We start from the raw sequence: 20,623 nt of genomic DNA, 5'->3' as shown, positions 1-20,623 counted from the left end.
ACTCACTCGACTAATCAGCCGCGCCGTGGTCACGCGGGCATGTAACACGTCGTTCGTAGGACTACTCGCCCTATCGGAACGACCGGATAGTCCGACAAACAGCGTGTTACATCCCCGCCCGCTGTGGCATCGTTCGAGCCATGGCCGAGACAGCAGATCAGATCTATGCCCGCGTCCAGGCCGGCGGCGACCTGCCCGCTCCGAGCGTGACCGAGTGGGACGTCTTCCCGTGGGTCGTACGCGACGGCGAGATCGCCCCCAAACCGCTCGCTCCCCCGGCGCCCGAGGAGCCGCGAAGCGGCGAGGACGGAGTGGACTGCACCCTGTGCGGCACCGACCTGCCGGGCGTGATCTGGCAGGACGAGAGCTGGCGGGTGAAGCACCTGAAGCAGTCCGGCCTGCCGCTGGTGCTGATCCTCGAGCCGCTCGAGCACTACGACCTGCCGGATCTCGACGAGCACCAGGCGGCCGAGTTCGGGGTCCTCACGGTGCGGCTAGCCAGGATCGTGGAGAGCCTTCCCAACATCGCCCGTTGCCACGCGATGCGGATCGGCGACGGCGCCGAGCACCTGCACATGTGGTTCCTGGCCCGCCCCAAGGACCTGCTCTCCGTACGCGGCAGCTTCTCGCCCGACTGGGACGACATCCTCCCGCCCGGCCCCGAGGAGGTCTGGCGCGCCGACCTCGCCGAGGTCGCCCGCAAGCTCGCCACCCACGGCGGCGAGGCCCTGGTCTGATGGACCTGAGCGACGAGGCGGACGTACGCCGCCTGCTGGACGTGATCGAGCAAGAGATCGTCCCGCTGACCCGTGCCGGCGTGGCCGCGGGCAACAAGATCTTCGGCGCCGCGATCGTGCACCGCGCGGACCTCTCGACGGTGGTCGCCGAGACCAACAACGAGACCGAGAACCCGCTGTGGCACGGGGAGATCCATGCCATCAAGCGCTTCTTCGAGCTCCCGGCCGAGGACCGGCCGGCGCCCGCCGACTGCCTGCTGCTGGCGACCCACGAGCCGTGCTCGCTGTGCCTGTCGGGGATCGCCTGGTCAGGGTTCCCCGAGTTCGCCTACCTCTTCAGCCACCAGGACTCGGCCGACTCCTTCGCGATCCCCTACGACCTGGCGATCCTGAAGGGCGTCTACGCCGTGCCGGACCCCGACCGTGACGAGGTGGCCCCGGGACGCGACCTCTACAACCGCACCAACGCCTACTTCGTCAGCACCGGGCTCGCCCCGCTCGCCGACCCCGACCAGCTCGTCCGGATCGCCGTGATCTACGACGAGCTCTCGGCGGCGTACCAGGCGAGGAAGGGCGGCGGCGCGATCGCCCACCCCTGACCTACGACTCAGTCGCCGCTGCGCCAGCGGAGCAGCCCGGCCGCCGCGGAGAGCGCCACGACCACGGTCCCGTAGACGTAGGTCGTGGTCGCGAGGCCGATCTGCGGCGTCAGCACCCCGGCGATGACGGCGGGGACGCCGAAGGCCAGGTAGGACACGATGAAGATCACCGCGAAGACCTCGGCCCGCTCATGGGCCGGGAGGAGCGGCATGATCGTGCGCAGGATGCCGAAGAAGGCCGTGCCGAAGCCGGTGCCCGCGACGACCACGGCGACGAGGTAGGCGGTCGCCGAACCGGACGCGAGGGCGAGCAGGCTGAGCACCGTGCCGACGGCCAGCGCGGCCGTGCCGTAGAGCGTCGTGGCCCGCGCCGAGCGGTTCCGGAAGGCGTACGCAGCCACCGCCCCGGCACCGGCCAGGGCCCCGATCGCCAGCCCCTGGAGGATGTGGCTGGAGGCGCCCAGCTCGGTGCGTACGATCGCCGCGCCGAGCGAGAGGAACAGCCCACCGGTGGCCCAGCCGGCGAAGATCGCCGGGGCGCTGCGGGCGAGCAGGCCCCGGATCGCCGGCGGCACCGCGATCCGCGGGCGCAGCGAGGCGACCAGTCCCTCGTGACGCGGCGCGGTCTCCGGGGCGAGCCACACTCCCGCCGCGAGCAGGAGCGAGAGCACGACGAGCCCATCGAACACGATGAGCCGCGCGTCGCCGCTCACCTGAAGGGCCACGCCGGCGACGACGGCACCGACCGCCAGGCCGGCCATCGGCGCGACGGCGTTGACCACCGCCGCCGACCCGGGCCGCGAGGGCCGCTCGAAGTCGGCCACCGCGGCCGAGAGGGTCGAGAGCAGCAGGCCGCTCGCGACCCCCTGCAGGATCCGCGCCTCGAAGAGGACGGCGGCGGTGTCGGCACCCTGGAAGAGCGCGAAGCTGGCCGCCAGCAGGAGGAACCCGACGCTCACCACCGGACGCCGGCCGACGTGGTCGGAGACCGACCCGAACACGAGCAGGGTGGCCAGCAGAGCCACGGCGTAGACGGCGAAGACGGCCGTCATCACCCAGGGCTGCAGCCCGAGGTCCACCTGGAGGTCGGGATAGAAGGGCGAGGGCGCGCTGGCCCCGGCCATCATCAGCACGACCGCCCCGAGGGCCACTCCCGCGCCGAGTCGCCGACCGACGACGGCGCCCGTCGTCGTACCGCTCACTACCTCTGCCGACATCACCACTCCATCCATCGTTCGAATTATTTCGAACCTTTTAGGAGAGTACGTGCATTCCGCTGACTGTGCAACTATTATCGAACCATGAGTTCTTCCCCGGACCTTCCGCATCCCGAGCGGTCGGAGATCTCACTGACGACCGTGCTCTTCGCGCTCAGCGACCCCGAGCGCCTGGCGATCGCCCGCCAGCTGGTCGACGGACCTCTCGACATGGCGGAGTGCCACCTGAGCAACCCGGATGTGCCGAAGTCGACCAAGTCGCACCTGATGAAGGTGCTGCGGACGGCGGGCGTGGTCCGCAACGAGGCCAACGGCCGCGCCCGGCGGCTCTCGCTGCGGCGCGAGGACCTCGACGCGCGGTTCCCGGGGCTCCTCGACGCCGTGCTCTCGGCCGAGAAGGACAGCGCGAACTCCTAGCCGCGGCGCCAGGGGGCCGGGCGGCCGTGCAGGAACCACTCCATGTTGCGAGTGATCCACGGCAGCCCGAAGTAGGTCATGAACGGCAGCGTCACGACCATCACCCCGAGCACCTTCAACGGCAGCACCCACTCCCCGACGAACGGTCCGATCAGCCAGTTGGCGAGCAGACTGACCGGATAGAACATCAGGAAGATCGTGATCGTCTGCTTCCACCGCGGCGGGGCCGTCGCGACCCCGGAGACCTGCTCGACGTCGTAGGTGTTGGGGGGGCGAACCAACCCTCGATGCCGGTACGCCGCTCGATCCTGGTCTCCTCGACGAACGGCTCGCCCGCACCGAGCCACCAGCCGCGCTGTCGGCTGTTGTCCCAGCGGCCCAGGGTCTCGTGGGAGTCGAAACGGTAGAGCAGGTGCCACTGGTCGGAGTCCGGCGACGGCCGCACCCAGCCCGCTCCCAGGAAGCCTGGGAACTCGCTGGCCAGCCGGATCCCCGCCTGCATCCAGGCGACCATCTCGTCGCGGCGCTCCACGGAGACTCGACGGGCGATGGTCACGGTTACCGGGTCGGACATGCCGTCCATCGTCGCAGGCGCGTACGCCGTCTCCCCAGCCCTCGCATAGGTTTGCGGCATGTCTGTGGTGAAGATCAATGCAATCCAGGTTCCGGCCGGTGCGGGCGCCGAGCTCGAGAAGCGGTTCGCCGCGCGGGCCGGGACCGTCGACAAGTCGCCGGGCTTCCTCGGCTTCCAGCTGCTGCGCCCGGTCGCCGGCGACGACCGCTACTTCGTCGTCACCCACTGGGACTCGGAGGAGTCCTTCGCGGCCTGGCGCGACGGGGATGCCCGCGCCGCGCACGCGACCCCGCCGGGTGAGGCGCCGCGCAAGCCGGTCTCCGCCGGGGCCGACCTGCTGGAGTTCGAGGTCGTGCTGGACGTCAAGCCGGCGTGACGTCGTAGCGCGAACGCCGCCGGGCGCGGGGGTTCAGGCCGGCTGGAGCGCAGGGACGACGTACTCCCTGGTCAGCGGTGCGAAGTCGGCACCCTCGGTGATCTCGGCGAGCGTCGCCCAGCGCAGCTCCGCGATCTCGGCTGCGGCGTCCGGGGTCACCTCGCCGGTCCAGGTGAAGACCGTCGAGCGCACCAGATGCCCGGGCTCGTTGGCGGCGGCCGCCTCGAACTCGCCGAGCAGGGTGAGGTCCTCGACCCGGAGGCGTACGCCGAGCTCCTCCGCCACCTCGCGGACGGCCGCCTGGGCAGCCGACTCCCCCGGCTCCAGCTTTCCGCCGGGGAGCATGAAGCTCGCGGTGCCGTTCTTGCGGACGGTCAGCATCCGCCCCTCACCGTCGCGGAAGACGACCGCCGCGACGGTGATCACGGGACTCAGAGGATCTCTCCGGGCGCGTAGGCGGCAGCCTCGGGGTGGCGGGCGGTGACGGCCTCCACGCGGCGTACGACCTCCTGGACCTGCGCGACGGCGGCACCGGTGAACTCGATCGGCTCGGCGACCAGGGACTGGATCTGGTCCTCGGTCAGGCCGAGACGGGAGTCGGCGCCGAGCTTGGCGAAGACGTCGTTCTCCACCTGGCCCTTGCGCATCGACAGCGCGGTGCCGACGGCGGCCTCCTTGATCGCCTCGTGGGCCTCCTCGCGGCCGACGCCGTTGCGGACGGCGGCCATCAGCACCTTGGTGGTCGCCAGGAACGGCAGGTAGCGGTCGAGCTCGCGCTGGATCACGGCCGGGAAGGCGCCGAACTCGTCGAGCACGGTCAGGAAGGTCTGGAAGAGGCCGTCGGCGGCGAAGAAGGCGTCCGGGAGCGCGACGCGGCGCACGACCGAGTCGGAGACGTCGCCCTCGTTCCACTGGTCGCCGGCCAGCTCGGAGATCATCGAGAGGTAGCCGCGGAGCACGACCGAGAGGCCGTTGACCCGCTCGGTGGAGCGCGAGTTCATCTTGTGCGGCATCGCGCTCGAGCCGACCTGGCCCTCCTTGAAGCCCTCGGTGACCAGCTCGTTGCCGGCCATCAGCCGGATCGTGGTCGACAGGTTGGACGGACCGGAGATCAGCTGGACCAGTGCCGAGACCGCGTCGAAGTCGAGGGAGCGCGGGTAGACCTGGCCGACGCTGGTGAAGACGTTCTCGAAGCCGAGGTGGTCCGCGACCCGCTCCTCGAGCTGCGCGAGCTTGTCCGCGTCACCGTCGAGCAGGTCGAGCATGTCCTGCGCGGTGCCCATCGGGCCCTTGATCCCGCGCAGCGGGTAGCGGGCGATGAGCTCCTCGACCCGCTGGAGCCCGACCAGCATCTCGTCGGCGACGGTCGCGAACCGCTTGCCGAGAGTGGTCGCCTGGGCCGCAACGTTGTGGCTGCGGCCGGCCATGACGGTCGTCTCGTGCTCGGTCGCGAGCCGGGCCAGGCGGGCCAGCGTCGCGACGGCGCGGTCGCGGATCAGCTTCAGGCTCGAGAGGACCTGGAGCTGCTCGACGTTCTCGGTCAGGTCGCGGCTGGTCATGCCCTTGTGGATGTGCTCGTGACCGGCCAGCGCGGCGAACTCCTCGATCCGCGCCTTCACGTCGTGGCGGGTGATCCGCTCACGGGCCGCGATCGAGTCGAGGTCGACACCGGACTCACCTTGGGCGACGACCTTCTCGTACGCCTCCACCACCCCGTCGGGGACGTCGATGCCGAGATCCTTCTGGGCCTTGAGCACCGCGACCCAGAGCTGACGCTCCAGGACGATCTTGTGCTCGGGACTCCAGATCCCGGCGAGGTCGGCCGCGGCATAGCGGTTGGCGAGAACGTTGGGCACCACAGTCACGGCGGATATTCTCCCATGCTCCATGCCCACCCCCACTAACGTGGCGGTATGGCCCTGCGGATCCTCGCCAGCCGGCCCGATCCGGCGATCTACACCCTTCCCTGGTCACTCCCCCTGGAGGACTGGCCGGACGACGTCGTGGTGCCCCTGACCCGCGGCCTCAGCCGCCATGTCGTACGCATCGTGCGGGTGCGCAACAACATCTACGCGGTCAAGGAGACCCAGGCCGACATCGCCCGCCGCGAGTACGACATGCTGCGCGAGCTCCAGCGCCTCGGCCTGCCGACCGTGGTCGCCAAGAGCGTCGTCACCGGTCGCAAGGACCACGACGGCAACGACCTCGGCGCCGCGCTGATGACCGAGCACCTCACCTACTCGCTCCCCTACCGGGCGCTCTTCGAGCGGGGCCTGGCCGCCGACCGGCTCCCCAGCCTGATCGACGCCCTCGTCGTCCTGCTCGTACGCCTCCACCTGGCCGGCTTCTACTGGGGCGACGTGTCCTTGTCGAACGTCCTGTTCGTGCGCGACGCGGCCGGCTTCGCCGCCTACCTGGTCGATGCCGAGACCGGTGAGCTGAAGCCCGAGCTCTCCGACCGGCTGCGGGAGTACGACCTCGACGTCGCCTACCAGAACATCTACGGCGAGCTGCTCGACCTGCAGGCGAGCGAGTCGCTGCCGGAGGCCTTCCCGATCGACGCGATCGTCGAGCGGCTCCAGGACCGCTACGACGCGCTGTGGCGCGAGCTCACCGAGGAGCAGGTCTTCTCCGCGGAGGAGATGTGGCACATCGAGCAGCGCATCGAGCGCCTCCACGACCTCGGCTTCGACGTCGAGGAGCTCGACATCACCACCAGCGAGGACGGCGACACCGTGGCCCTCCGCCCGCGGGTCGTCGAGCTCGGCCACCACCGCCGTGAGCTGCGTACGCTCACCGGACTCGACGTCCAGGACGCCCAGGCACGGCGGATCCTGAACGACATCTCCGCCTTCCGCGCCACCCGCGAGCTCGGGGACCGGCCGATCGAGGTCGCCGCGAGCCGCTGGCTGCGCGAGGTCTACGAGCCCATCGTCGCGATGCGACCGGCCGGCGCCGCCGCCAAGCTCACCCCGGCGCAGACGTTCCACGAGATCCTCGAGCACCGCTGGGTGCTCTCCCAGTTCGCCGGCGAGTGGGTCAAGCTCATCAACGCCGCCGAGTCCTACTACGAGGACGTCATCCAGCACCGCCCCGACGAGGCCGTCACCCCGCCCGCCGAGGAATGAACCACGGCCATCGCGGCATAAGGTGGCCCCGTGAAGATCCTCGTCGTCGGCACCGGTGGTCGTGAGCACGCGCTCGCGCTGAAGCTCTCCCAGGAAGGGAACGAGGTGTACGCCGCACCCGGGAATCCGGGGATCGCCGCCTTCGCGACGCTTCGGGACGTGGACATCATGTCCGGTCCGGCGATCGCCGCCCTGGCGGGCGAGCTCGGCGTCGACCTGGTCGTCGTCGGTCCCGAGGCACCGCTGGTGGCCGGGGTCGCCGACGCGGTTCGCGAAGCGGGGATCGCGGTCTTCGGGCCGTCGGAGGCTGCCGCGCAGCTCGAGGGGTCGAAGGCGTTCTCGAAGGACGTGATGTCGGCGGCCGGCGTACCGACCGCGGGCTCGCGCGTGGCGACCACGCCCGAGGAGGCGGCCGCCGCCCTGGACGAGTTCGGCGCTCCGTATGTCGTCAAGGACGACGCTCTGGCCGCGGGCAAGGGCGTCGTCGTGACGAAGGACCGCGACGAGGCGCTGGCCCACGCGGCCGCCTGCGAGCGGGTCGTCATCGAGGAGTTCCTCGACGGCCCGGAGGTCTCGCTGTTCGCCATCTGCGACGGCACCCGGGCCTACGCACTGCAGCCGGCGCAGGACTTCAAGCGGATCTTCGACGGCGGCAAGGGCGGCAACACCGGCGGGATGGGTTCCTACTCACCGCTGCCGTGGGCCCAGCCTGACCTGGCCGAGGTGGTGCTGGCCTCCGTCGTCGAGCCGACCCTCGCCGAGATGGAGAAGCGCGGAGCCCCGTTCGTCGGGTGCCTCTACGTCGGGCTCTCACTGACCGCCAAGGGTCCGAAGGTGATCGAGTTCAACTGCCGGTTCGGTGATCCCGACATCCAGCCCGTCCTCGCTCTTCTGGAGTCCTCCCTCGCCGACCTGCTCCTCGCGGCCGCCACGGGCGCGCTGGACACCGTCGCGGCGCCGACCTTCTCCGACGGTGCCTCGGTGACCGTCGTGCTGGCCTCGGCCGGCTACCCGGAGTCCTCCTCGAAGGGCGACGTCATCACCGGCGCCGGCAACGCCAACTCGATCAACGACGTCGACGTGATCCACGCCGGCACCGCGATCGTCGACGCCTCCACCCCCGAGGAGCCCGACCACCGCCACCTGGTCACCGCGGGAGGTCGGGTGCTGGCGGTCCGCGCGAAGGGCTACGACATCGACGACGCGCGCTCGCGGGCGTACGCGGCCGCCGACCTGATCACCTTCGACGGTCTCCAGCGCCGCTCCGACATCGCGGCCGAGCCGCTCGGGGTCGTCGAGGGCGCCTCGCTGCTTTGAGCCCGGGCGTAGCCTGCCGAACATGACCTGGGTCGTGTTCGGCGTCGCCGTTGTTCTCGTGCTCGGCCTGATCATCGCGGCCTGCAACAGGGCCCTGCGCTCCTCGCGGCGCGGCGTCTCCGCCGGGATCGGCGACGGTCTCGGCAACTTCATCGACGTCTTCGACCCCGGCAACGCCCGCGCCGCGCGTGACCTCAAGGACCAGGACAACATCGGGCACGTCATTCCCTCGCCCGACGGCGACGACCCCGCCCATGGGGTGGATCTGAAGGCCGGACGGGTCACCATCCGCCGCCCGGCGACCTGACCCTCACGCTGCGACCGGAACTCCCAGCGCCAACAGGTCCCGGGCCACCCGTTCCGGCTCGTCACGAAGCTCGCGAGCCGTGCATCGGACGATGATGCGGTTCGTCGCCGCCAGGGCACGCTGTCGGGCCAGGTCGTCCTCCCAGTGCTCGGCCTCCATGTGGAAGCCCCCGTCAACCTCGAGCACCAGAGTGCGCCCGTCCGGCAACTGCCACTCGCAGTCGGTGTAGCGAACCCGCCCATCCGCATCCCGGCGCTTCACCTGACGGGTGGGTTTCGCCAGCCCGAAGCTGCCGCACATGCGCCTGACGTCCATCTCGGCGAGCGACTGAGCACCTCCGTCGATGTCCTCGATCGCCCGGCGCAAGGTCGACGCGCGCCTCAGCGGCGCCAGGCGGTCCAGCCACTCGAGCAGACTCCCCGGACTGGTCAGCTGCTGCTGGACCACGGCCGCGAGCACGCCCTGAGCGGTCCGCTCCGACCGGTCAGCGGCCGCGAAGAGAAGCACCGCCGGCTCGATGCGACACCGGGGCGGTGAGCCGGCGGCACGCAGCGACCGGCGGATGCGGGTGAAGCGAACGTCTGTGAGCGGGCTGGGCCGTCCGCGCGAGTACGGCACGAGAACGTTGATCTGGTCCCTGTGCCAGTTCCGGAGGCCGGCGAGCGAGGCCGCGGTCAGTCCGCCGGCCATCGCACCGTCGCCGGCATGCAGCACCGCGTGCCAGATCCGCTGCTCGTCGTTGAGATCACCGGTCGTCGTCGCGATCACGGTCGGCGACAGCAGCTGCCACCGCCCCGACTCAACTCGGTGCGCGACGCTCCACCGGGTCATACCCGCCGCGGTCAGCTGCGCGCGAGTGACCAAGCCACCCTGCTCGTCAGCGACGCTTCTCCAGCGTCCAACTCCGGTCCCCATGCCTGCCATGGCAACTCAGACGGCCCCGCAAGGCAACGGCAAATGGTGGAGGTTGTGGATAACCAGGAGTTGTGAAGCTGAGAGTGACCTATAGGTCACTCTCAGCTTCACAACCTCACGTCAGCGAGTTGATGATGACCGTCTCGTCGCGGGCCGGGCCGACGCCGATGACCGACATCGGGGCGCCGGAGATCTCCTCGACGAACTTCACGTACGCCTGCGCGTTGGCCGGGAGGTCGGCGAACGACCGCGCCCCCGAGATGTCTTCCTTCCAGCCCGGCAGCGTCTCGAAGATCGGCTTGGCGTGGTGGAAGTCGGACTGGTTGACGGGCATCTCGTCGTGGCGGACACCGTCGACGTCGTACGCGACGCACACCGGGATCTCCTCGAGGCCACCGAGCACGTCGAGCTTGGTGAGGACGAAGTCGGTGACGCCGTTGACGCGGGCGGCGTAGCGGGCGATGACCGCGTCGTACCAGCCGCAGCGACGCGGACGCCCCGTGGTCGTGCCGAACTCGTGGCCGTTCTCGGCCAGGTAGGCACCGGACTCGTCGAAGAGCTCGGTCGGGAACGGACCCTCGCCCACGCGCGTGGTGTACGCCTTCACGATCCCGATCACTCGGTCGATCCGCGTCGGCGGGATACCGGAGCCGGTGCAGGCGCCGCCCGAGGTGGCGTTGGAGGAGGTCACGAACGGGTAGGTGCCGTGGTCGACGTCGAGCAGGGTCGCCTGGCCGCCCTCGAGCAGCACCGTCTCGCCCCGGTCGAGCGCCTGGTTGAGCAGCAGGCCGGTGTCGCAGACCATCGGGGCGATCCGGTCCGCGTAGGACAGCAGGTCGTCGACGATCGCCTCGACCGTGAAGCCGCGCCGGTTGTAGACCTTCCCGAGGAGCTGGTTCTTCAGCTCGAGCGCGCCTTCGACCTTGCCGCGCAGGATCGACTCGTCGAAGAGGTCCTGGACGCGGATGCCGATGCGGTTGACCTTGTCGGCGTAGGTCGGCCCGATGCCGCGGCCGGTGGTGCCGATCTTGCGCGAGCCGAGGAAGCGCTCGGTGACCTTGTCGAGCTGGCGGTTGTAGTCGGCGATGACGTGGGCGCTGGCGGACAGCTTCAGCTTGGAGATGTCGACGCCGCGCTGCTCCAGACCGGTCAGCTCCTCGAAGAGGACCGCGAGGTCGACGACGACGCCGTTGCCGATCACCGGCGTCACACCGGAGGTCAGGATGCCGCTGGGCAGCAGGTGGAGGGCGTACTTCTCGCTGGTCCCGTCCTCCTGGCGGATCACCACCGTGTGGCCGGCGTTGTTGCCACCGTTGAACTTGACGACGTAGTCGACCTGCTCACCGAGCAGGTCGGTCGCCTTGCCCTTGCCTTCGTCGCCCCATTGGGCACCGATGATCGTGATCGCGGGCATGTGTGTCGCTCCTTCGCTCCGGACGGAGTCCCTCCGGGCGTGCCCGGCTGCTCAACGCACCATTATCTAGGGTGTGTGAAAAGCAAAGAAACCCTGGCAAGACCAGGGCTCTTGCGACCACACGCTAGCAAATTCGAGCGCGTACGTCACAGCCAGGCTCGCCGTGCGGCCTCCACACCGGCCTCGAACCGTGAGGTCGCACCGAGCTCCTCGAGCAGTTCGGCGACCCGTCGCCGGACCGTACGCAGCGAGACCCCGAGCCTCCGCGCGATCTGCTCGTCCTGGGCTCCGCTGGCCAGCTCGGCGAGCAACAGGCGGCGCTCGGCGTTCGGCAGGTCCTCCAGCTCGGCCGCCGGAAGGGCACGGCGCCACAGCTCCTCGAAGTAGCTGGTGACGACCTCCACGATGCCTCGCTGGCGTACGTTGATGATCGGCTGCTCCACCGGGCCGAGCGGGTCCGGGAACATCGCGTGGGTGCTGCCGACCACCATCAGGTGGGTGCCGACGCGCGGCAGGATCCGGATCTCCTCACCGATCTCGACCCGCATCCGCAGCACCTCGGGTGAGTGCTTCAGAGCCGCCACCGGGTAGATGCCACGGCACCGGCGACCCGACTTGATCGTCGACTCGATGACCGAGATGAACCGCATCTCCGAGGGATGCACGGTCACCGCCGGGCGCAGCCACATCATGTCGCCCGATGTTGCCGAGACCAGCCGCTCGAAGGTCTCCGGCGTGAACTCGGTCGCGATCACCTCACCCTCGATCGGGTGCTCCTCGCCGATCGGGGCCGGGAGCCGGGCGGCGGTGCCTGCGACGTACGGAACCGACTGGGAGATCTTGAGCAGATGGTCGTGGGCGTCCTGGGCCCTGGTCGCGGCCCGCTCCAGCATGTGGGCGACCACTGCCGGCGGGCTCAGCACGGTCAAGGTCTCCCCGATGGAGACGACACCGCTCTCGACCAGCGGCGCGGCCTCCTCCAGCAGCTCGTCCTCGGAGGTCGACAGCGTCGCCGCGACGACCACGAACGGCCACCCGTTGAGAGGGAGCAGGCGGCTGTAGAGCTGCGCCGCGTCCGGGTCGAACCCGAGCGCGGTCATCAGCGTCTGCGACCGGCCGTTCTCCATACCTGGCACTTTAGGCCCCGCTGGTCGAGCCCCGCGAGCGCCAGCGAGCGGGTGTCGACCAGCGGGGGGCCGATCAGGCTTCGGGCTTGAGCAGCGGGAAGAGGATGGTTTCGCGGATTCCGGCACCGGTGAACAGCATGATCGCCCGGTCCAGGCCGAGGCCGAGGCCACCCATCGGCGGGGCGCCGTACTCCAGCGCCCGCAGGAAGTCCTCGTCGAGCTGCATCGCCTCGGGGTCGCCGCCGGCGGCGAGGAGGGACTGAGCGGTGAGCACGTCGCGCTGCACGACCGGGTCGATCAGCTCCGTGAAGCCGGTGCCACGCTCGACACCGCCGATGATCAGGTCCCAGGCGAGCACCTTGCCCGGCTCCTCGTCGTTGATCCGCGCCAGCGGCTGGGCGATCGCCGGGAAGTCGCAGAGGAACGTCGGCTGGATCAGGTTGGGCTCCACCAGCTCGCCGCACAGCTCCATGACGACCTTGGCCGCGTCCCAGGCCGGGTCGAGCTCGACGTCGTGCTTGTCGGCCAGCGCCCTGAGCGTGTCGACGTCGGTCTCGGGGGTGACCTCGACGCCGACGGCCTCGGAGACACCCTCGTAGACCGGCAGCCACTTCCACTCGCCGTCGAGGTCGATGACGCCGGCGTCCGTCTCCACCTGGCGGGAGCCGACCGCGTCGGCGGCGGCGAGATACATCTGCCGCATCTCCTCGGCGATGGTGAACTGGTCGCCGTAGGCCTGGTAGGCCTCGATCATCGTGAACTCGGGGCTGTGCGTGGAGTCGACGCCCTCGTTGCGGAAGATCCGGCCGATCTCATAGACCTTGTCGACGCCGCCGACGACCGCCTTCTTGAGGTTGAGCTCGAGCGCGATGCGCAGCGTCATCGGCTGGTCGAACGCGTTCATGTGGGTGTTGAACGGCCGCGCGTGCGCGCCACCGTGGATGAGCTGCAGAACCGGCGTCTCGACCTCGAGGTAGCCGTCGTCCTCCAGGCGGCGGCGGATCGCCTGGGTGATCTTCGCGCGCGTACGCACCATGTCGCGCGCCTCCTGGCGCACGATCAGGTCGGCGTAGCGCTGCCGGACCCGGGCCTCCTCGGACAGGTCCTTGTGGAGCACCGGCAGCGGCCGCAGCGCCTTGGACGCCATCTCCCAGCTCGAGGCCATGATGGAGAGCTCACCGCGCCGCGAGGAGATCACCCGGCCGGTGACGGCGACGTGGTCACCGAGGTCGACCAGGCTCTTCCACTCCGCGAGCGACTCCTCCCCCACCTCGGCGAGCGAGAGCATCACCTGGAGCCGGGTGCCGACGCCCTCCTGCAGCGTCGCGAAGGCGAGCTTGCCGGTGTTGCGGACGAACATGACCCGACCGGCGACGGTGACCACGTCCTGGGTCTCCTCGCCGGCCTCGAGCTTGTCCTCGTAGGCCTCGCGCACCTCGGCGAGCGTGTGCGTGCGGCCGACCTCGATGGCGTACGCCTTCTTGCCCTCGGCCAGCAGCCGCTCGCGCTTCTCGCGCCGGACGATCATCTGCTCGTTGAGGTCCGGTTCGGGCGCGTTGGTGGTCTGCTCAGTCACAGGGGCAAGGCTAGGCGAAATCGCTGGTCCGACGCGATTCGGTAATCAGCCCAGCAGCGTGTCGTACGCCGTCGGGCTGCTGTCGCGCAGGAACCCGCTGCAGCGCTCCCACTCGTCGGTCTCGCCGATCGCCTTGGCCTGCTCGGCGAGGAGGGCGAGGCTGGTCAGGAAGCCGCGGTTGGGCTCGTGCTCCCACGGCACCGGACCGTGGCCCTTCCAGCCGTTGCGGCGCAGCATGTCGAGCGAGCGGTGGTAGCCGACGCGGGCGTAGGCGTAGATGGTCACGTCCTCGGCGCCGGCCTCCTTGGCGGCCAGGGCGAGCGCGGCCCAGGCGGCGGGCGAGGCCGGGTGGCGGCGTACGACCTCGGCGGGCTCGGTGCCGGCGGTCAGCTCGTCGTTCGCGGGGTCGGCGGGGAGGTGGGTCGGCGGCGGTCCGGCCATCAGGTCCTGGTGGGTCATACCCACCATTGTGCCCGCGACCACCGACACGAAAGTCGGTGGTCGGGTGTTGACTGTGTCCATGACCGAGACGACGGCGTCGCAGACTGCCGGCAGCACCGTGGAACACCCCTGGCGCAGCCTGGCCGCGCTGTGCATCGGCTTCTTCATGATCCTCGTCGACATGACGATCGTGACCGTCGCGACGCCGGACATCATGAGGGACCTGGATGCGAGCACCAACGAGGTGCTGTGGGTGACCAGCGCCTACCTGCTGACCTATGCGGTCCCGGTGCTGATCATGGGCCGTCTCGGTGACCGGTTCGGGCCGAAGTGGCTCTACCTGGGCGGCCTGGCGATCTTCACGCTCGCCTCGCTGTGGTGCGGCCTCTCGGGCAGCATCACGATGCTGATCGCCGCCCGCGCCGTGCAGGGCGTGGGCGCGTCCATGATGACGCCGCAGACGATGGCGGTGATCACCCGGATCTTCCCGGCGGATCGCCGCGGCGCGGCGATGGCGCTGTGGGGCGCCACGGCCGGCGTCGCGACCCTCGTCGGTCCGATCCTCGGCGGCATCCTCGTCGATCTCGGCGGCTGGGAGTGGATCTTCTTCATCAACGTCCCGGTGGGCGTCGTGGCGTTCGTCCTCAACTGGCGGCTGGTGCCGCTGCTGCCGACCCACTCGCACGTGTTCGACTGGCTGGGTGTCGCGCTGAGCGGGATCGGCATGTTCTGCCTCGTCTTCGGCCTGCAGGACGGCGAGCAGCGGGGCTGGGACGCGCTGATCTGGGCGCTGGTGGGCGGCGGAGTCGTCATGCTGGGCCTGTTCGTGCTCTGGGAGGCGCGCAACAAGCGGGAGCCGCTGCTGCCCCTGAGCCTCTTCAGTGACCGCAACTTCTCGGTCGCCAACATCGCGATCACCTGCATGGGGATGGCGGCCACGACGATGGGCTTCCCCCTGATGTTGTACGCGCAGATCGTCCGCGGCTACGACGCGCTCGAGGCCTCGCTGCTGATGGTGCCGATGGCCGTGGTCTCGCTGGTGCTCGCTCCGGTCGTCGGCAGGATCAACGACAAGGTCCACCCCCGCTGGCTCACCAGCTTCGGCTTCTTCTGCTGCGCCGTGGCGATCTTCTGGGCCACCCGGCCGATGACCCCGGACTCGGAGGTCTGGGAGATCCTCGTGCCGATGGGTGTGCTCGGGCTCGGGATGGCGTTCGTGTGGGCGCCGCTCGCGGCGGCCGCCACCCGCAACCTGCCGCCCCGCCAGGCCGGAGCCGGGGCGGGCGTCTACAACGCCACCAGGACCGTCGGCTCGGTGGTCGGCTCCGCAGCCATCGCGGTACTCATGGACGCGCGCATCGCGGCCAACGGGCTGGACGCGAGCGCGGAGACCGGCGGCGCCGGCGCCCAGATGCCCGCGGAGGTCGCCGAGCAGTTCTCCCGGGCGATGGCCCAGGCGACCCTGCTTCCGGCGATCGCGCTGGTGGTCGGCTTCGTGGCGGTGCTCTTCTTCACCACCCCGCGCCACCTGGCGAAGCCGCCCGCCTAGGAGAGGGCGACCGAGAGCGGCAGGCCCCGGCACGGGATCATGTCGCGGGCCGTGGTGAGCGGGGAACCAGTGGCCAGCTGCGGGTCGGCCGAGACGATCGCCTTGCCGTGGCCGTTGACCAGCGTCGCGCCGGCCTCGCGCAGCCCCGGCAGCAGCATCGTCTCGAGCGTCTCGACCAGGGTGTCGGCCCCGGCGACGCCGACCATGCGGCCGCCGACATAGACCGGCATCGTCGTGGTCATGACGTACTCGTCGGTGCAGACGAAGTCGACGTACGGCCCGACGAGGGTCAGCTCACCCGTGCGCTCCGGGGTGCGGTACCAGGGCTGGCGGGTGTAGTCGATCGCCTCGCCGGTGCCCGGCGCATCGGCGTCGCCGAGGAAGTCACGCTCCTCGCCCTGCCACCAGACGAGGTAGAGCCGGCGGTCGGTGAGCACACCCGGCGCCACGACGAAGCCGCCACCGATGAGGTTGGGGTTGCGCAGGAACTCCAGCGAGCCGGGCTCGAGCCGCTCTCGCAGGGATGCGGTGGTGACCGGGCCGGCCTCGAAGAGGGCGGCCACCTCGCTGCGTACGCGCTCGAGCTCGGTCACGATCGGCCCGAAATGCTGCTCGACCTGCGTCACACAGTCGATGGGAGTCATGGTCTTCGTCATCGTCGCACCGCCTCATGGATCTCGGCCAAGCGTTCAAGGGAGTGGGCGACGTGCTCGCGTACGCTCTCCCGTGCCCTGACAGCATCTCCTGCTGCGAGGGCTTCGACAAGCTCCTGGTGGCGGGTCGCCGTGGCCTCCCGGAAGCCCGGCTCGTTGAGCGGGATCCGGAGCAGCGCGCCGAAGTCGGCCTCCTGGCGCACCACCTCTCGCGTCATCCGGGCCGACTGGGTCAACGCGGCCACCGACAGGTAGAGCTCGCTGTCGGCGCTGCGCCAGCGGGCCACGTCGCTGACGTTGAGCGGGATCAGCAGGTCACGGAGGTCCTCGACCTCGTCGGGGTCCGTACGCTCCGCCGCGATCTCCGCACAGCCGGTGAGCACCACCAGGTAGACCGTCGCCCGGTCTCGCAGCTCGACCCGCGACATCGCGGCGAGCCGGTCCTCGACGAGGTCGCCGCTCTCGGGGGCACGTACGAACGAGCCACCGCCCCGCCCCCGGGTCGTCACGACCAGGCCCTTGGCGCGCAGCGCGACCAACGCCTCCCGGGCGGTGACCGTCGCGACGCCGAGCATCTGGGCGAGCTCGGGTTCGCTGGGGAGCCGCTCGCCGTGCGCGAGAACGCCCGAGCGGATCGCCTCCGCGAGCCGATTCTCGACGCGCGCGGCCCGGCCCTCGTCGCCGATCGGGGCGAAGATGGCCGCGCGAGCTCGGGAGGTCATCACACGCACACCGAAATCCTAATGTATGGATCCAGATGATTCGGCGGCCGGAACTGTTCGAATCTGTTCGAATCCGCACAGGAAGTTCATGAATTTCGTCTTAACTATCTGGATCTACGGGCGTTTCTGTGCCTAACCTGTGCCCACGGTTGACGCACACTAGTGTCGGTCACCCAAGATCGTCGGATGTCCAGGGCTTGTGGGGGGCGCTGGGCATCCGACTCCTTGGTTTTGGGGCGTTTGCGCCCGGGCGGACCCGGATGCTCACCGAGGTACCTCGGTGAAGGGTCGCTTCTTTCGGCGAACTCCACGAAGTCAGTGCGAGTTCGCCGAGCTACCTCGGTGAGCATTCGGCGGGCTCGCGACCTTCCCGGGATGCGACAGGGCGGGGAGAGCCTCTCGGCTCTCCCCGCCCTGTTTCTCGGCGTGTGATCGACTAGAACACTGCGGCCACGGCGCTGGTCAGCGCGTCACCGATGTTCTCCAGCAGACCGCCCTCGTCCTCCTCGGCCGGAGCGTCCTCGGTCGCCTCGTCCGCAGGCTCCTCGGTCGTCGGCCGCGCGGCCGGGCTCTCCGACTCGCTCGGGGTCGCCTCGGGCTCCGCCGGCTCCTCCGCAGGAGCCTCAGCGGTGTCCTCGCCACCCGGAAGGATGTCGTCCAGACCCGGCAGCAGCGGCGAGTTCTCCTCGGTCGGCTGCTCCTCGGCAGGAGCGTCCTCGGCCGGGGCCTCCGGCGAGCCCGGCTTGTCGGCCGGAGCGTCGGACTCGTCCTCACCCGGGGCGTTCGGGCGGAGCGCGGTGTTGCCCTTGAGCTCCCTGGCCTCGCTGCCGTCGGAGTTCACCGTCAGCACGCGGCTCGGGGCCGACTCGTTGCCGTCACCGTCGATCGCGGTCACCGTGACCCTCACCGTGTCCCACAGGAGGATGCAGGTCACCCGGAGCGTGGTCTCGCCAGTGGTCGTGCCACCGACGCACACCCCACCGGTGACGCTGACCCGGTAGTCGATCTCCGCGGCCGGCGTGACACCGTCCTCGTCCGTCGACGGGTTCCATGCGAGGTCGAAGCCGAACGGGCCCTCGTTGCTCGCGTCGAGACCGGTCGGGACCGTCGGCGCGATCTTCGTGGTCGTGCCCGAGACCCCGGCGGAGCGCGCGGACTCGTTGCCGGCACCGTCCACGGCCTGCACGGAGTAGGTGTACTCCGTGCCGGCCTTCAGCCCGGTGTCCTCAAAGGAGGTGTTATTGCCGGCCGCAATGAGCTCGCCATCGCGGTAGAGGTTGTAGGTGACGTCGTCGACGCCGTTCTCGTTGTCCTCGGAGTCGGACCAGCTCACGTTGAGCGTGCTGTCGCTGGGGTCGCCCGCTTCAACGGTCAGGTCCTCAGGCACCTCAGGCGCCGTCACGTCCATGACGCACTCGACCTCGTTGCTGTCGTCGGACTCGTTGCCGGCCTTGTCGGTCGCGGTGACCGTGAACCGGTAGGTACGGCCCGCGTCGAGGTTGTCGAAGGTCGCCGAGGTCCTGTCGGTGTCGCCGGGGTCACCGGCGTTGGGACGCGAGGTCACCGTGTAGTGGGAGATCCCGCTCTTGTCCTGCGCCTCAGACCAGTCGATCTTCACGGAGGTGTTGCTCAGAACGTTGCAGCCGGCGATCGTGACCGGGTCGGGTGCGTTCTCGTCCTCACCCGGCTCCTCGCCACCGTCGTCACACTGCGGCAGCCAGGGGAACAGCTCACACTCGGTGGGCTCCTCCGTGGGCGGCGTCGTCGGCGGAGTCGTCGGCGGGGTGGTCGGCGGAGTCGGCTCCTGGCACTGGGTCAGGTCCGGGCGGATCTCGCAGATGTCCACACCGGCACCCGGCGGACGAGTGTCCTCGCAGGCGCTCGGGTCGAGCTCACAGGTCGGCGTGTTCCCCGAGGGGACGTTGCCCGCGGGGATGAAGGTCACACCGGTGTTGGCGGCCGGGACGATGTCATCGTCGACGACCTCCGGCTCGTCGGAGTCCTTCTCCGACGGCTTGTCGTCGGGCTCGAGAGTGTCAGGATCGCTGGGGAGCGAGGACTCCCCCGTTGTCGGATCCTTCGTCGGCGAGCTCTCCGGGTCGCTGTTCACGGTGCAAGAGAACAAGACGAGAAGCAGGATCAGAATGATCGCGCCTATGACGATCCCGCCGATTGTGCGGTTTCGCGCAGTGGTTTCCATACCGAGGATGTCCCTCCCAAGATCAACGCCGAAAGGACGGTCCGACCTTGTTACCCGTGGGTCGCCGTCCAGCTAGGGCATTGAATCGCTTTACCAATGACCGGCACAACGACATAAGCCCGAGTTTGCTATGCCGTGTGCCACAACGTTTTCCGAACCGGGACCATTGGCCTATCCCCGGCGTGTCGTTCAGCCGATGGAATTGCCCGCAGAACCGAGATGCTGGGCACCCTCGACGACCCGAGTGGCCATACCGGCCTCAGCGAGCTTGCCCCACGCGCGAGGATCGTACTGCTTCTTGTCTCCGACCTCTCCGTCGACCTTCAGAACGCCGTCGTAGTTGGCGAGCATGTGGCCGGCGACCGGGCGGGTGAAGGCGTACTGGGTGTCGGTGTCGATGTTCATCTTGACCACCCCGTAGGAGACCGCCTCGGCGATCTCCTCGGCGCTCGAGCCGGAACCACCATGGAAGACGAGGTCGAACGGCTTGGCGCCGGCCGCGAGGCCGAGCTTGGCGACGACCGCGTCCTGGGCGTCACGCAGGATCGAGGGACGGAGCTTGACGTTGCCCGGCTTGTAGACGCCGTGCACGTTGCCGAAGGTGAGCGCGGTCAGGTAGCCCTCGACGCCCAGCGCGTCGGCGGTCGCGATGGCGTCCTCGGGGGTCGAGTACAGCTTGTCGTCGATCGCTCCGACGATGCCGTCCTCCTCGCCACCGACCACGCCGACCTCGATCTCGAGGACGATGTGGGCGGCCTTGGCCACCGCCAGCAGCTCCTCGGCGATCTCCAGGTTCTCGGCCAGCGGCACCGCCGAGCCGTCCCACATGTGCGACTGGAACAGCGGCGCCTCACCGCGCTGGACGCGCTCGGCGGAGAGCTCGAGCAGAGGACGTACGAAGCCGTCGAGCTTGTCCTTGGGGCAGTGGTCGGTGTGCAGCGCGATGTTGACGTCGTAGGACCTCGCGACCTCGGTCGCGTACGCGGCGAAGGCCACCGAGCCGGTCACCATGTTCTTGACCGTGGGGCCGGAGAGGTATTCCGCGCCGCCCGTGGAGATCTGGATGATGCCGTCCGACCCGGCCTCCGCGAAGCCGGCCAGTGCCGCGTTGAGCGTCTGCGACGAGGAGACGTTGATCGCGGGGAAGGCGAACCCCTTCTCCTTCGCGGTCGCGAGCATCTCGGCGTACTTCTCGGGGGTGGCGATGGGCATCTGGGGGTCTCCTTGAGATCCGTTGTCGACCGGGCGCTGGTGGCCAGCGTAATGCGCCCCCGACTGCCCGTTACCAACGCTCGGTGTTGGATCGATCAAGGCCATCGATCTGCGATGACAACCGATCGCACCGGGGATCCGT

At 69.6% G+C, this 20,623-nt stretch carries 22 protein-coding genes; 8 read left to right on the top strand and 14 right to left on the bottom strand.

Going from position 1 to position 20,623, the window contains the following annotated elements:
• Positions 1-140 precede the first annotated feature (140 nt).
• Positions 141-737 (top strand): hypothetical protein, encoded by a 597-nt coding sequence (locus BLT25_RS11445; RefSeq protein WP_091045670.1) that lies wholly within the window; start codon positions 141-143, stop codon positions 735-737.
• Positions 737-1,336, top strand: coding sequence for a nucleoside deaminase (locus tag BLT25_RS11440; RefSeq protein ID WP_091045667.1), 600 nt, complete (start codon positions 737-739; stop codon positions 1,334-1,336). Before BLT25_RS11445 ends, BLT25_RS11440 begins: the two co-directional genes overlap by 1 nt.
• Positions 1,337-1,344: 8 nt before the next feature.
• Here BLT25_RS11440 and BLT25_RS11435 read toward each other — a convergent pair whose 3' ends face one another.
• Positions 1,345-2,553: an MFS transporter gene (locus tag BLT25_RS11435; RefSeq protein WP_256328552.1), complete on the bottom strand. Its 1,209-nt coding sequence runs from the start codon at positions 2,551-2,553 to the stop codon at positions 1,345-1,347.
• Positions 2,554-2,637: 84 nt separating this feature from the next.
• Between BLT25_RS11435 and BLT25_RS11430 the strand changes: the two genes are divergently transcribed.
• Positions 2,638-2,970, top strand: a complete 333-nt coding sequence (locus BLT25_RS11430; RefSeq protein ID WP_091045661.1) for an ArsR/SmtB family transcription factor — start codon at positions 2,638-2,640, stop codon at positions 2,968-2,970.
• On the opposite strand, the gene BLT25_RS30175 is transcribed toward BLT25_RS11430, so the two are convergent.
• Positions 2,967-3,158 carry a putative antibiotic biosynthesis monooxygenase gene (locus BLT25_RS30175; RefSeq protein ID WP_218131309.1) on the bottom strand — a complete coding sequence of 64 codons (192 nt, stop codon included), beginning with the start codon at positions 3,156-3,158 and terminating at the stop codon, positions 2,967-2,969. The two genes, BLT25_RS11430 and BLT25_RS30175, sit on opposite strands and share 4 nt — an antisense overlap.
• Positions 3,158-3,544: an antibiotic biosynthesis monooxygenase gene (locus tag BLT25_RS30170; protein WP_218131308.1), complete on the bottom strand. Its 387-nt coding sequence runs from the start codon at positions 3,542-3,544 to the stop codon at positions 3,158-3,160. Before BLT25_RS30170 ends, BLT25_RS30175 begins: the two co-directional genes overlap by 1 nt.
• 58 nt (positions 3,545-3,602) lie before the next feature.
• Between BLT25_RS30170 and BLT25_RS11420 the strand changes: the two genes are divergently transcribed.
• Positions 3,603-3,920 (top strand): antibiotic biosynthesis monooxygenase family protein, encoded by a 318-nt coding sequence (locus BLT25_RS11420; protein ID WP_091045659.1) that lies wholly within the window; start codon positions 3,603-3,605, stop codon positions 3,918-3,920.
• Positions 3,921-3,953: 33 nt separating this feature from the next.
• Here the strand turns inward: BLT25_RS11420 and BLT25_RS11415 are convergent, their stop codons facing one another.
• Entirely contained in the window at positions 3,954-4,346 is a 393-nt protein-coding gene (locus tag BLT25_RS11415; RefSeq protein ID WP_218131307.1) for an NUDIX hydrolase, read from the bottom strand.
• Positions 4,347-4,351: 5 nt separating this feature from the next.
• Complete coding sequence (gene purB / locus BLT25_RS11410; RefSeq protein ID WP_218131324.1) at positions 4,352-5,794, bottom strand: adenylosuccinate lyase; 1,443 nt, start codon at positions 5,792-5,794, stop codon at positions 4,352-4,354.
• Positions 5,795-5,833: 39 nt separating this feature from the next.
• Between purB and BLT25_RS11405 the strand changes: the two genes are divergently transcribed.
• The 3 genes from BLT25_RS11405 to BLT25_RS11395 are packed head-to-tail and all read left to right on the top strand — an operon-like array spanning position 5,834 to position 8,672.
• Positions 5,834-7,048, top strand: coding sequence for a DUF4032 domain-containing protein (locus tag BLT25_RS11405; protein ID WP_091045656.1), 1,215 nt, complete (start codon positions 5,834-5,836; stop codon positions 7,046-7,048).
• A gap of 30 nt (positions 7,049-7,078) precedes the next feature.
• Positions 7,079-8,365: a phosphoribosylamine--glycine ligase gene (gene purD / locus BLT25_RS11400; RefSeq protein WP_091045654.1), complete on the top strand. Its 1,287-nt coding sequence runs from the start codon at positions 7,079-7,081 to the stop codon at positions 8,363-8,365.
• A 22-nt stretch (positions 8,366-8,387) separates the two neighbouring features.
• On the top strand, positions 8,388-8,672 hold the full coding sequence (locus BLT25_RS11395; RefSeq protein WP_091045651.1) for a hypothetical protein: 285 nt from the start codon (positions 8,388-8,390) through the stop codon (positions 8,670-8,672).
• Positions 8,673-8,675: 3 nt separating this feature from the next.
• Here the strand turns inward: BLT25_RS11395 and BLT25_RS11390 are convergent, their stop codons facing one another.
• The 5 genes from BLT25_RS11390 to BLT25_RS11370 form a co-directional block, all read right to left on the bottom strand.
• Entirely contained in the window at positions 8,676-9,536 is an 861-nt protein-coding gene (locus BLT25_RS11390) for a PDDEXK family nuclease (protein WP_091045649.1), read from the bottom strand.
• A 166-nt stretch (positions 9,537-9,702) separates the two neighbouring features.
• Positions 9,703-11,001, bottom strand: a complete 1,299-nt coding sequence (locus BLT25_RS11385) for an adenylosuccinate synthase (protein WP_091045647.1) — start codon at positions 10,999-11,001, stop codon at positions 9,703-9,705.
• Positions 11,002-11,147: 146 nt separating this feature from the next.
• A complete protein-coding gene (locus tag BLT25_RS11380; RefSeq protein WP_091045645.1) occupies positions 11,148-12,128 on the bottom strand; it encodes a helix-turn-helix transcriptional regulator in 981 nt (326 codons plus the stop codon).
• A gap of 73 nt (positions 12,129-12,201) precedes the next feature.
• Positions 12,202-13,704 (bottom strand): lysine--tRNA ligase, encoded by a 1,503-nt coding sequence (gene lysS / locus BLT25_RS11375; RefSeq protein WP_091045643.1) that lies wholly within the window; start codon positions 13,702-13,704, stop codon positions 12,202-12,204.
• A gap of 45 nt (positions 13,705-13,749) precedes the next feature.
• Entirely contained in the window at positions 13,750-14,163 is a 414-nt protein-coding gene (locus tag BLT25_RS11370) for a DUF3151 domain-containing protein (RefSeq protein ID WP_091045641.1), read from the bottom strand.
• Positions 14,164-14,224: 61 nt separating this feature from the next.
• Between BLT25_RS11370 and BLT25_RS11365 the strand changes: the two genes are divergently transcribed.
• Entirely contained in the window at positions 14,225-15,694 is a 1,470-nt protein-coding gene (locus tag BLT25_RS11365; RefSeq protein ID WP_091045639.1) for a DHA2 family efflux MFS transporter permease subunit, read from the top strand.
• Here the strand turns inward: BLT25_RS11365 and BLT25_RS11360 are convergent.
• The 4 genes from BLT25_RS11360 to fbaA all read right to left on the bottom strand — a co-directional run bounded on the left by BLT25_RS11360 (position 15,691) and on the right by fbaA (position 20,481).
• The gene (locus BLT25_RS11360) at positions 15,691-16,350 is read right to left on the bottom strand and encodes a cache domain-containing protein (RefSeq protein WP_091045637.1); all 660 of its coding nucleotides are present in this window, start codon (positions 16,348-16,350) and stop codon (positions 15,691-15,693) included. The two genes, BLT25_RS11365 and BLT25_RS11360, sit on opposite strands and share 4 nt — an antisense overlap.
• Positions 16,347-17,069, bottom strand: coding sequence for a FadR/GntR family transcriptional regulator (locus BLT25_RS11355; protein WP_256328571.1), 723 nt, complete (start codon positions 17,067-17,069; stop codon positions 16,347-16,349). Before BLT25_RS11355 ends, BLT25_RS11360 begins: the two co-directional genes overlap by 4 nt.
• Positions 17,070-17,505: 436 nt before the next feature.
• Positions 17,506-19,179 (bottom strand): fibronectin type III domain-containing protein, encoded by a 1,674-nt coding sequence (locus tag BLT25_RS11350; protein ID WP_091045635.1) that lies wholly within the window; start codon positions 19,177-19,179, stop codon positions 17,506-17,508.
• Between the two features lie 279 nt (positions 19,180-19,458).
• Positions 19,459-20,481, bottom strand: coding sequence for a class II fructose-bisphosphate aldolase (gene fbaA / locus BLT25_RS11345; protein WP_091045632.1), 1,023 nt, complete (start codon positions 20,479-20,481; stop codon positions 19,459-19,461).
• Positions 20,482-20,623 lie beyond the last annotated feature (142 nt).

The organism is Nocardioides sp. YR527 (genome assembly GCF_900101045.1).
Classification (GTDB): Bacteria; Actinomycetota; Actinomycetes; order Propionibacteriales; family Nocardioidaceae; genus Nocardioides.
Note: the sequence above shows the minus strand (reverse complement) of the source record. Positions and strands in the feature narration are given on the sequence as shown.

Excerpts from the sequence above, each read along its gene's own strand:
- BLT25_RS11445 (WP_091045670.1), top strand. The coding sequence starts at position 141 with ATGGCCGAGACAGCAGATCAGATCTATGCCCGCGTCCAGGCCGGCGGC.
- BLT25_RS11440 (WP_091045667.1), top strand. The coding sequence starts at position 737 with ATGGACCTGAGCGACGAGGCGGACGTACGCCGCCTGCTGGACGTGATC.
- BLT25_RS11435 (WP_256328552.1), bottom strand. The coding sequence starts at position 2,553 with ATGTCGGCAGAGGTAGTGAGCGGTACGACGACGGGCGCCGTCGTCGGT.
- BLT25_RS11430 (WP_091045661.1), top strand. The coding sequence starts at position 2,638 with ATGAGTTCTTCCCCGGACCTTCCGCATCCCGAGCGGTCGGAGATCTCA.
- BLT25_RS30175 (WP_218131309.1), bottom strand. The coding sequence starts at position 3,158 with ATGTTCTATCCGGTCAGTCTGCTCGCCAACTGGCTGATCGGACCGTTC.
- BLT25_RS30170 (WP_218131308.1), bottom strand. The coding sequence starts at position 3,544 with ATGTCCGACCCGGTAACCGTGACCATCGCCCGTCGAGTCTCCGTGGAG.
- BLT25_RS11420 (WP_091045659.1), top strand. The coding sequence starts at position 3,603 with ATGTCTGTGGTGAAGATCAATGCAATCCAGGTTCCGGCCGGTGCGGGC.
- BLT25_RS11405 (WP_091045656.1), top strand. The coding sequence starts at position 5,834 with ATGGCCCTGCGGATCCTCGCCAGCCGGCCCGATCCGGCGATCTACACC.
- BLT25_RS11395 (WP_091045651.1), top strand. The coding sequence starts at position 8,388 with ATGACCTGGGTCGTGTTCGGCGTCGCCGTTGTTCTCGTGCTCGGCCTG.
- BLT25_RS11385 (WP_091045647.1), bottom strand. The coding sequence starts at position 11,001 with ATGCCCGCGATCACGATCATCGGTGCCCAATGGGGCGACGAAGGCAAG.
- BLT25_RS11380 (WP_091045645.1), bottom strand. The coding sequence starts at position 12,128 with ATGGAGAACGGCCGGTCGCAGACGCTGATGACCGCGCTCGGGTTCGAC.
- BLT25_RS11370 (WP_091045641.1), bottom strand. The coding sequence starts at position 14,163 with ATGACCCACCAGGACCTGATGGCCGGACCGCCGCCGACCCACCTCCCC.
- BLT25_RS11365 (WP_091045639.1), top strand. The coding sequence starts at position 14,225 with ATGACCGAGACGACGGCGTCGCAGACTGCCGGCAGCACCGTGGAACAC.
- BLT25_RS11360 (WP_091045637.1), bottom strand. The coding sequence starts at position 16,350 with ATGACGAAGACCATGACTCCCATCGACTGTGTGACGCAGGTCGAGCAG.
- BLT25_RS11355 (WP_256328571.1), bottom strand. The coding sequence starts at position 17,069 with ATGACCTCCCGAGCTCGCGCGGCCATCTTCGCCCCGATCGGCGACGAG.
- fbaA (WP_091045632.1), bottom strand. The coding sequence starts at position 20,481 with ATGCCCATCGCCACCCCCGAGAAGTACGCCGAGATGCTCGCGACCGCG.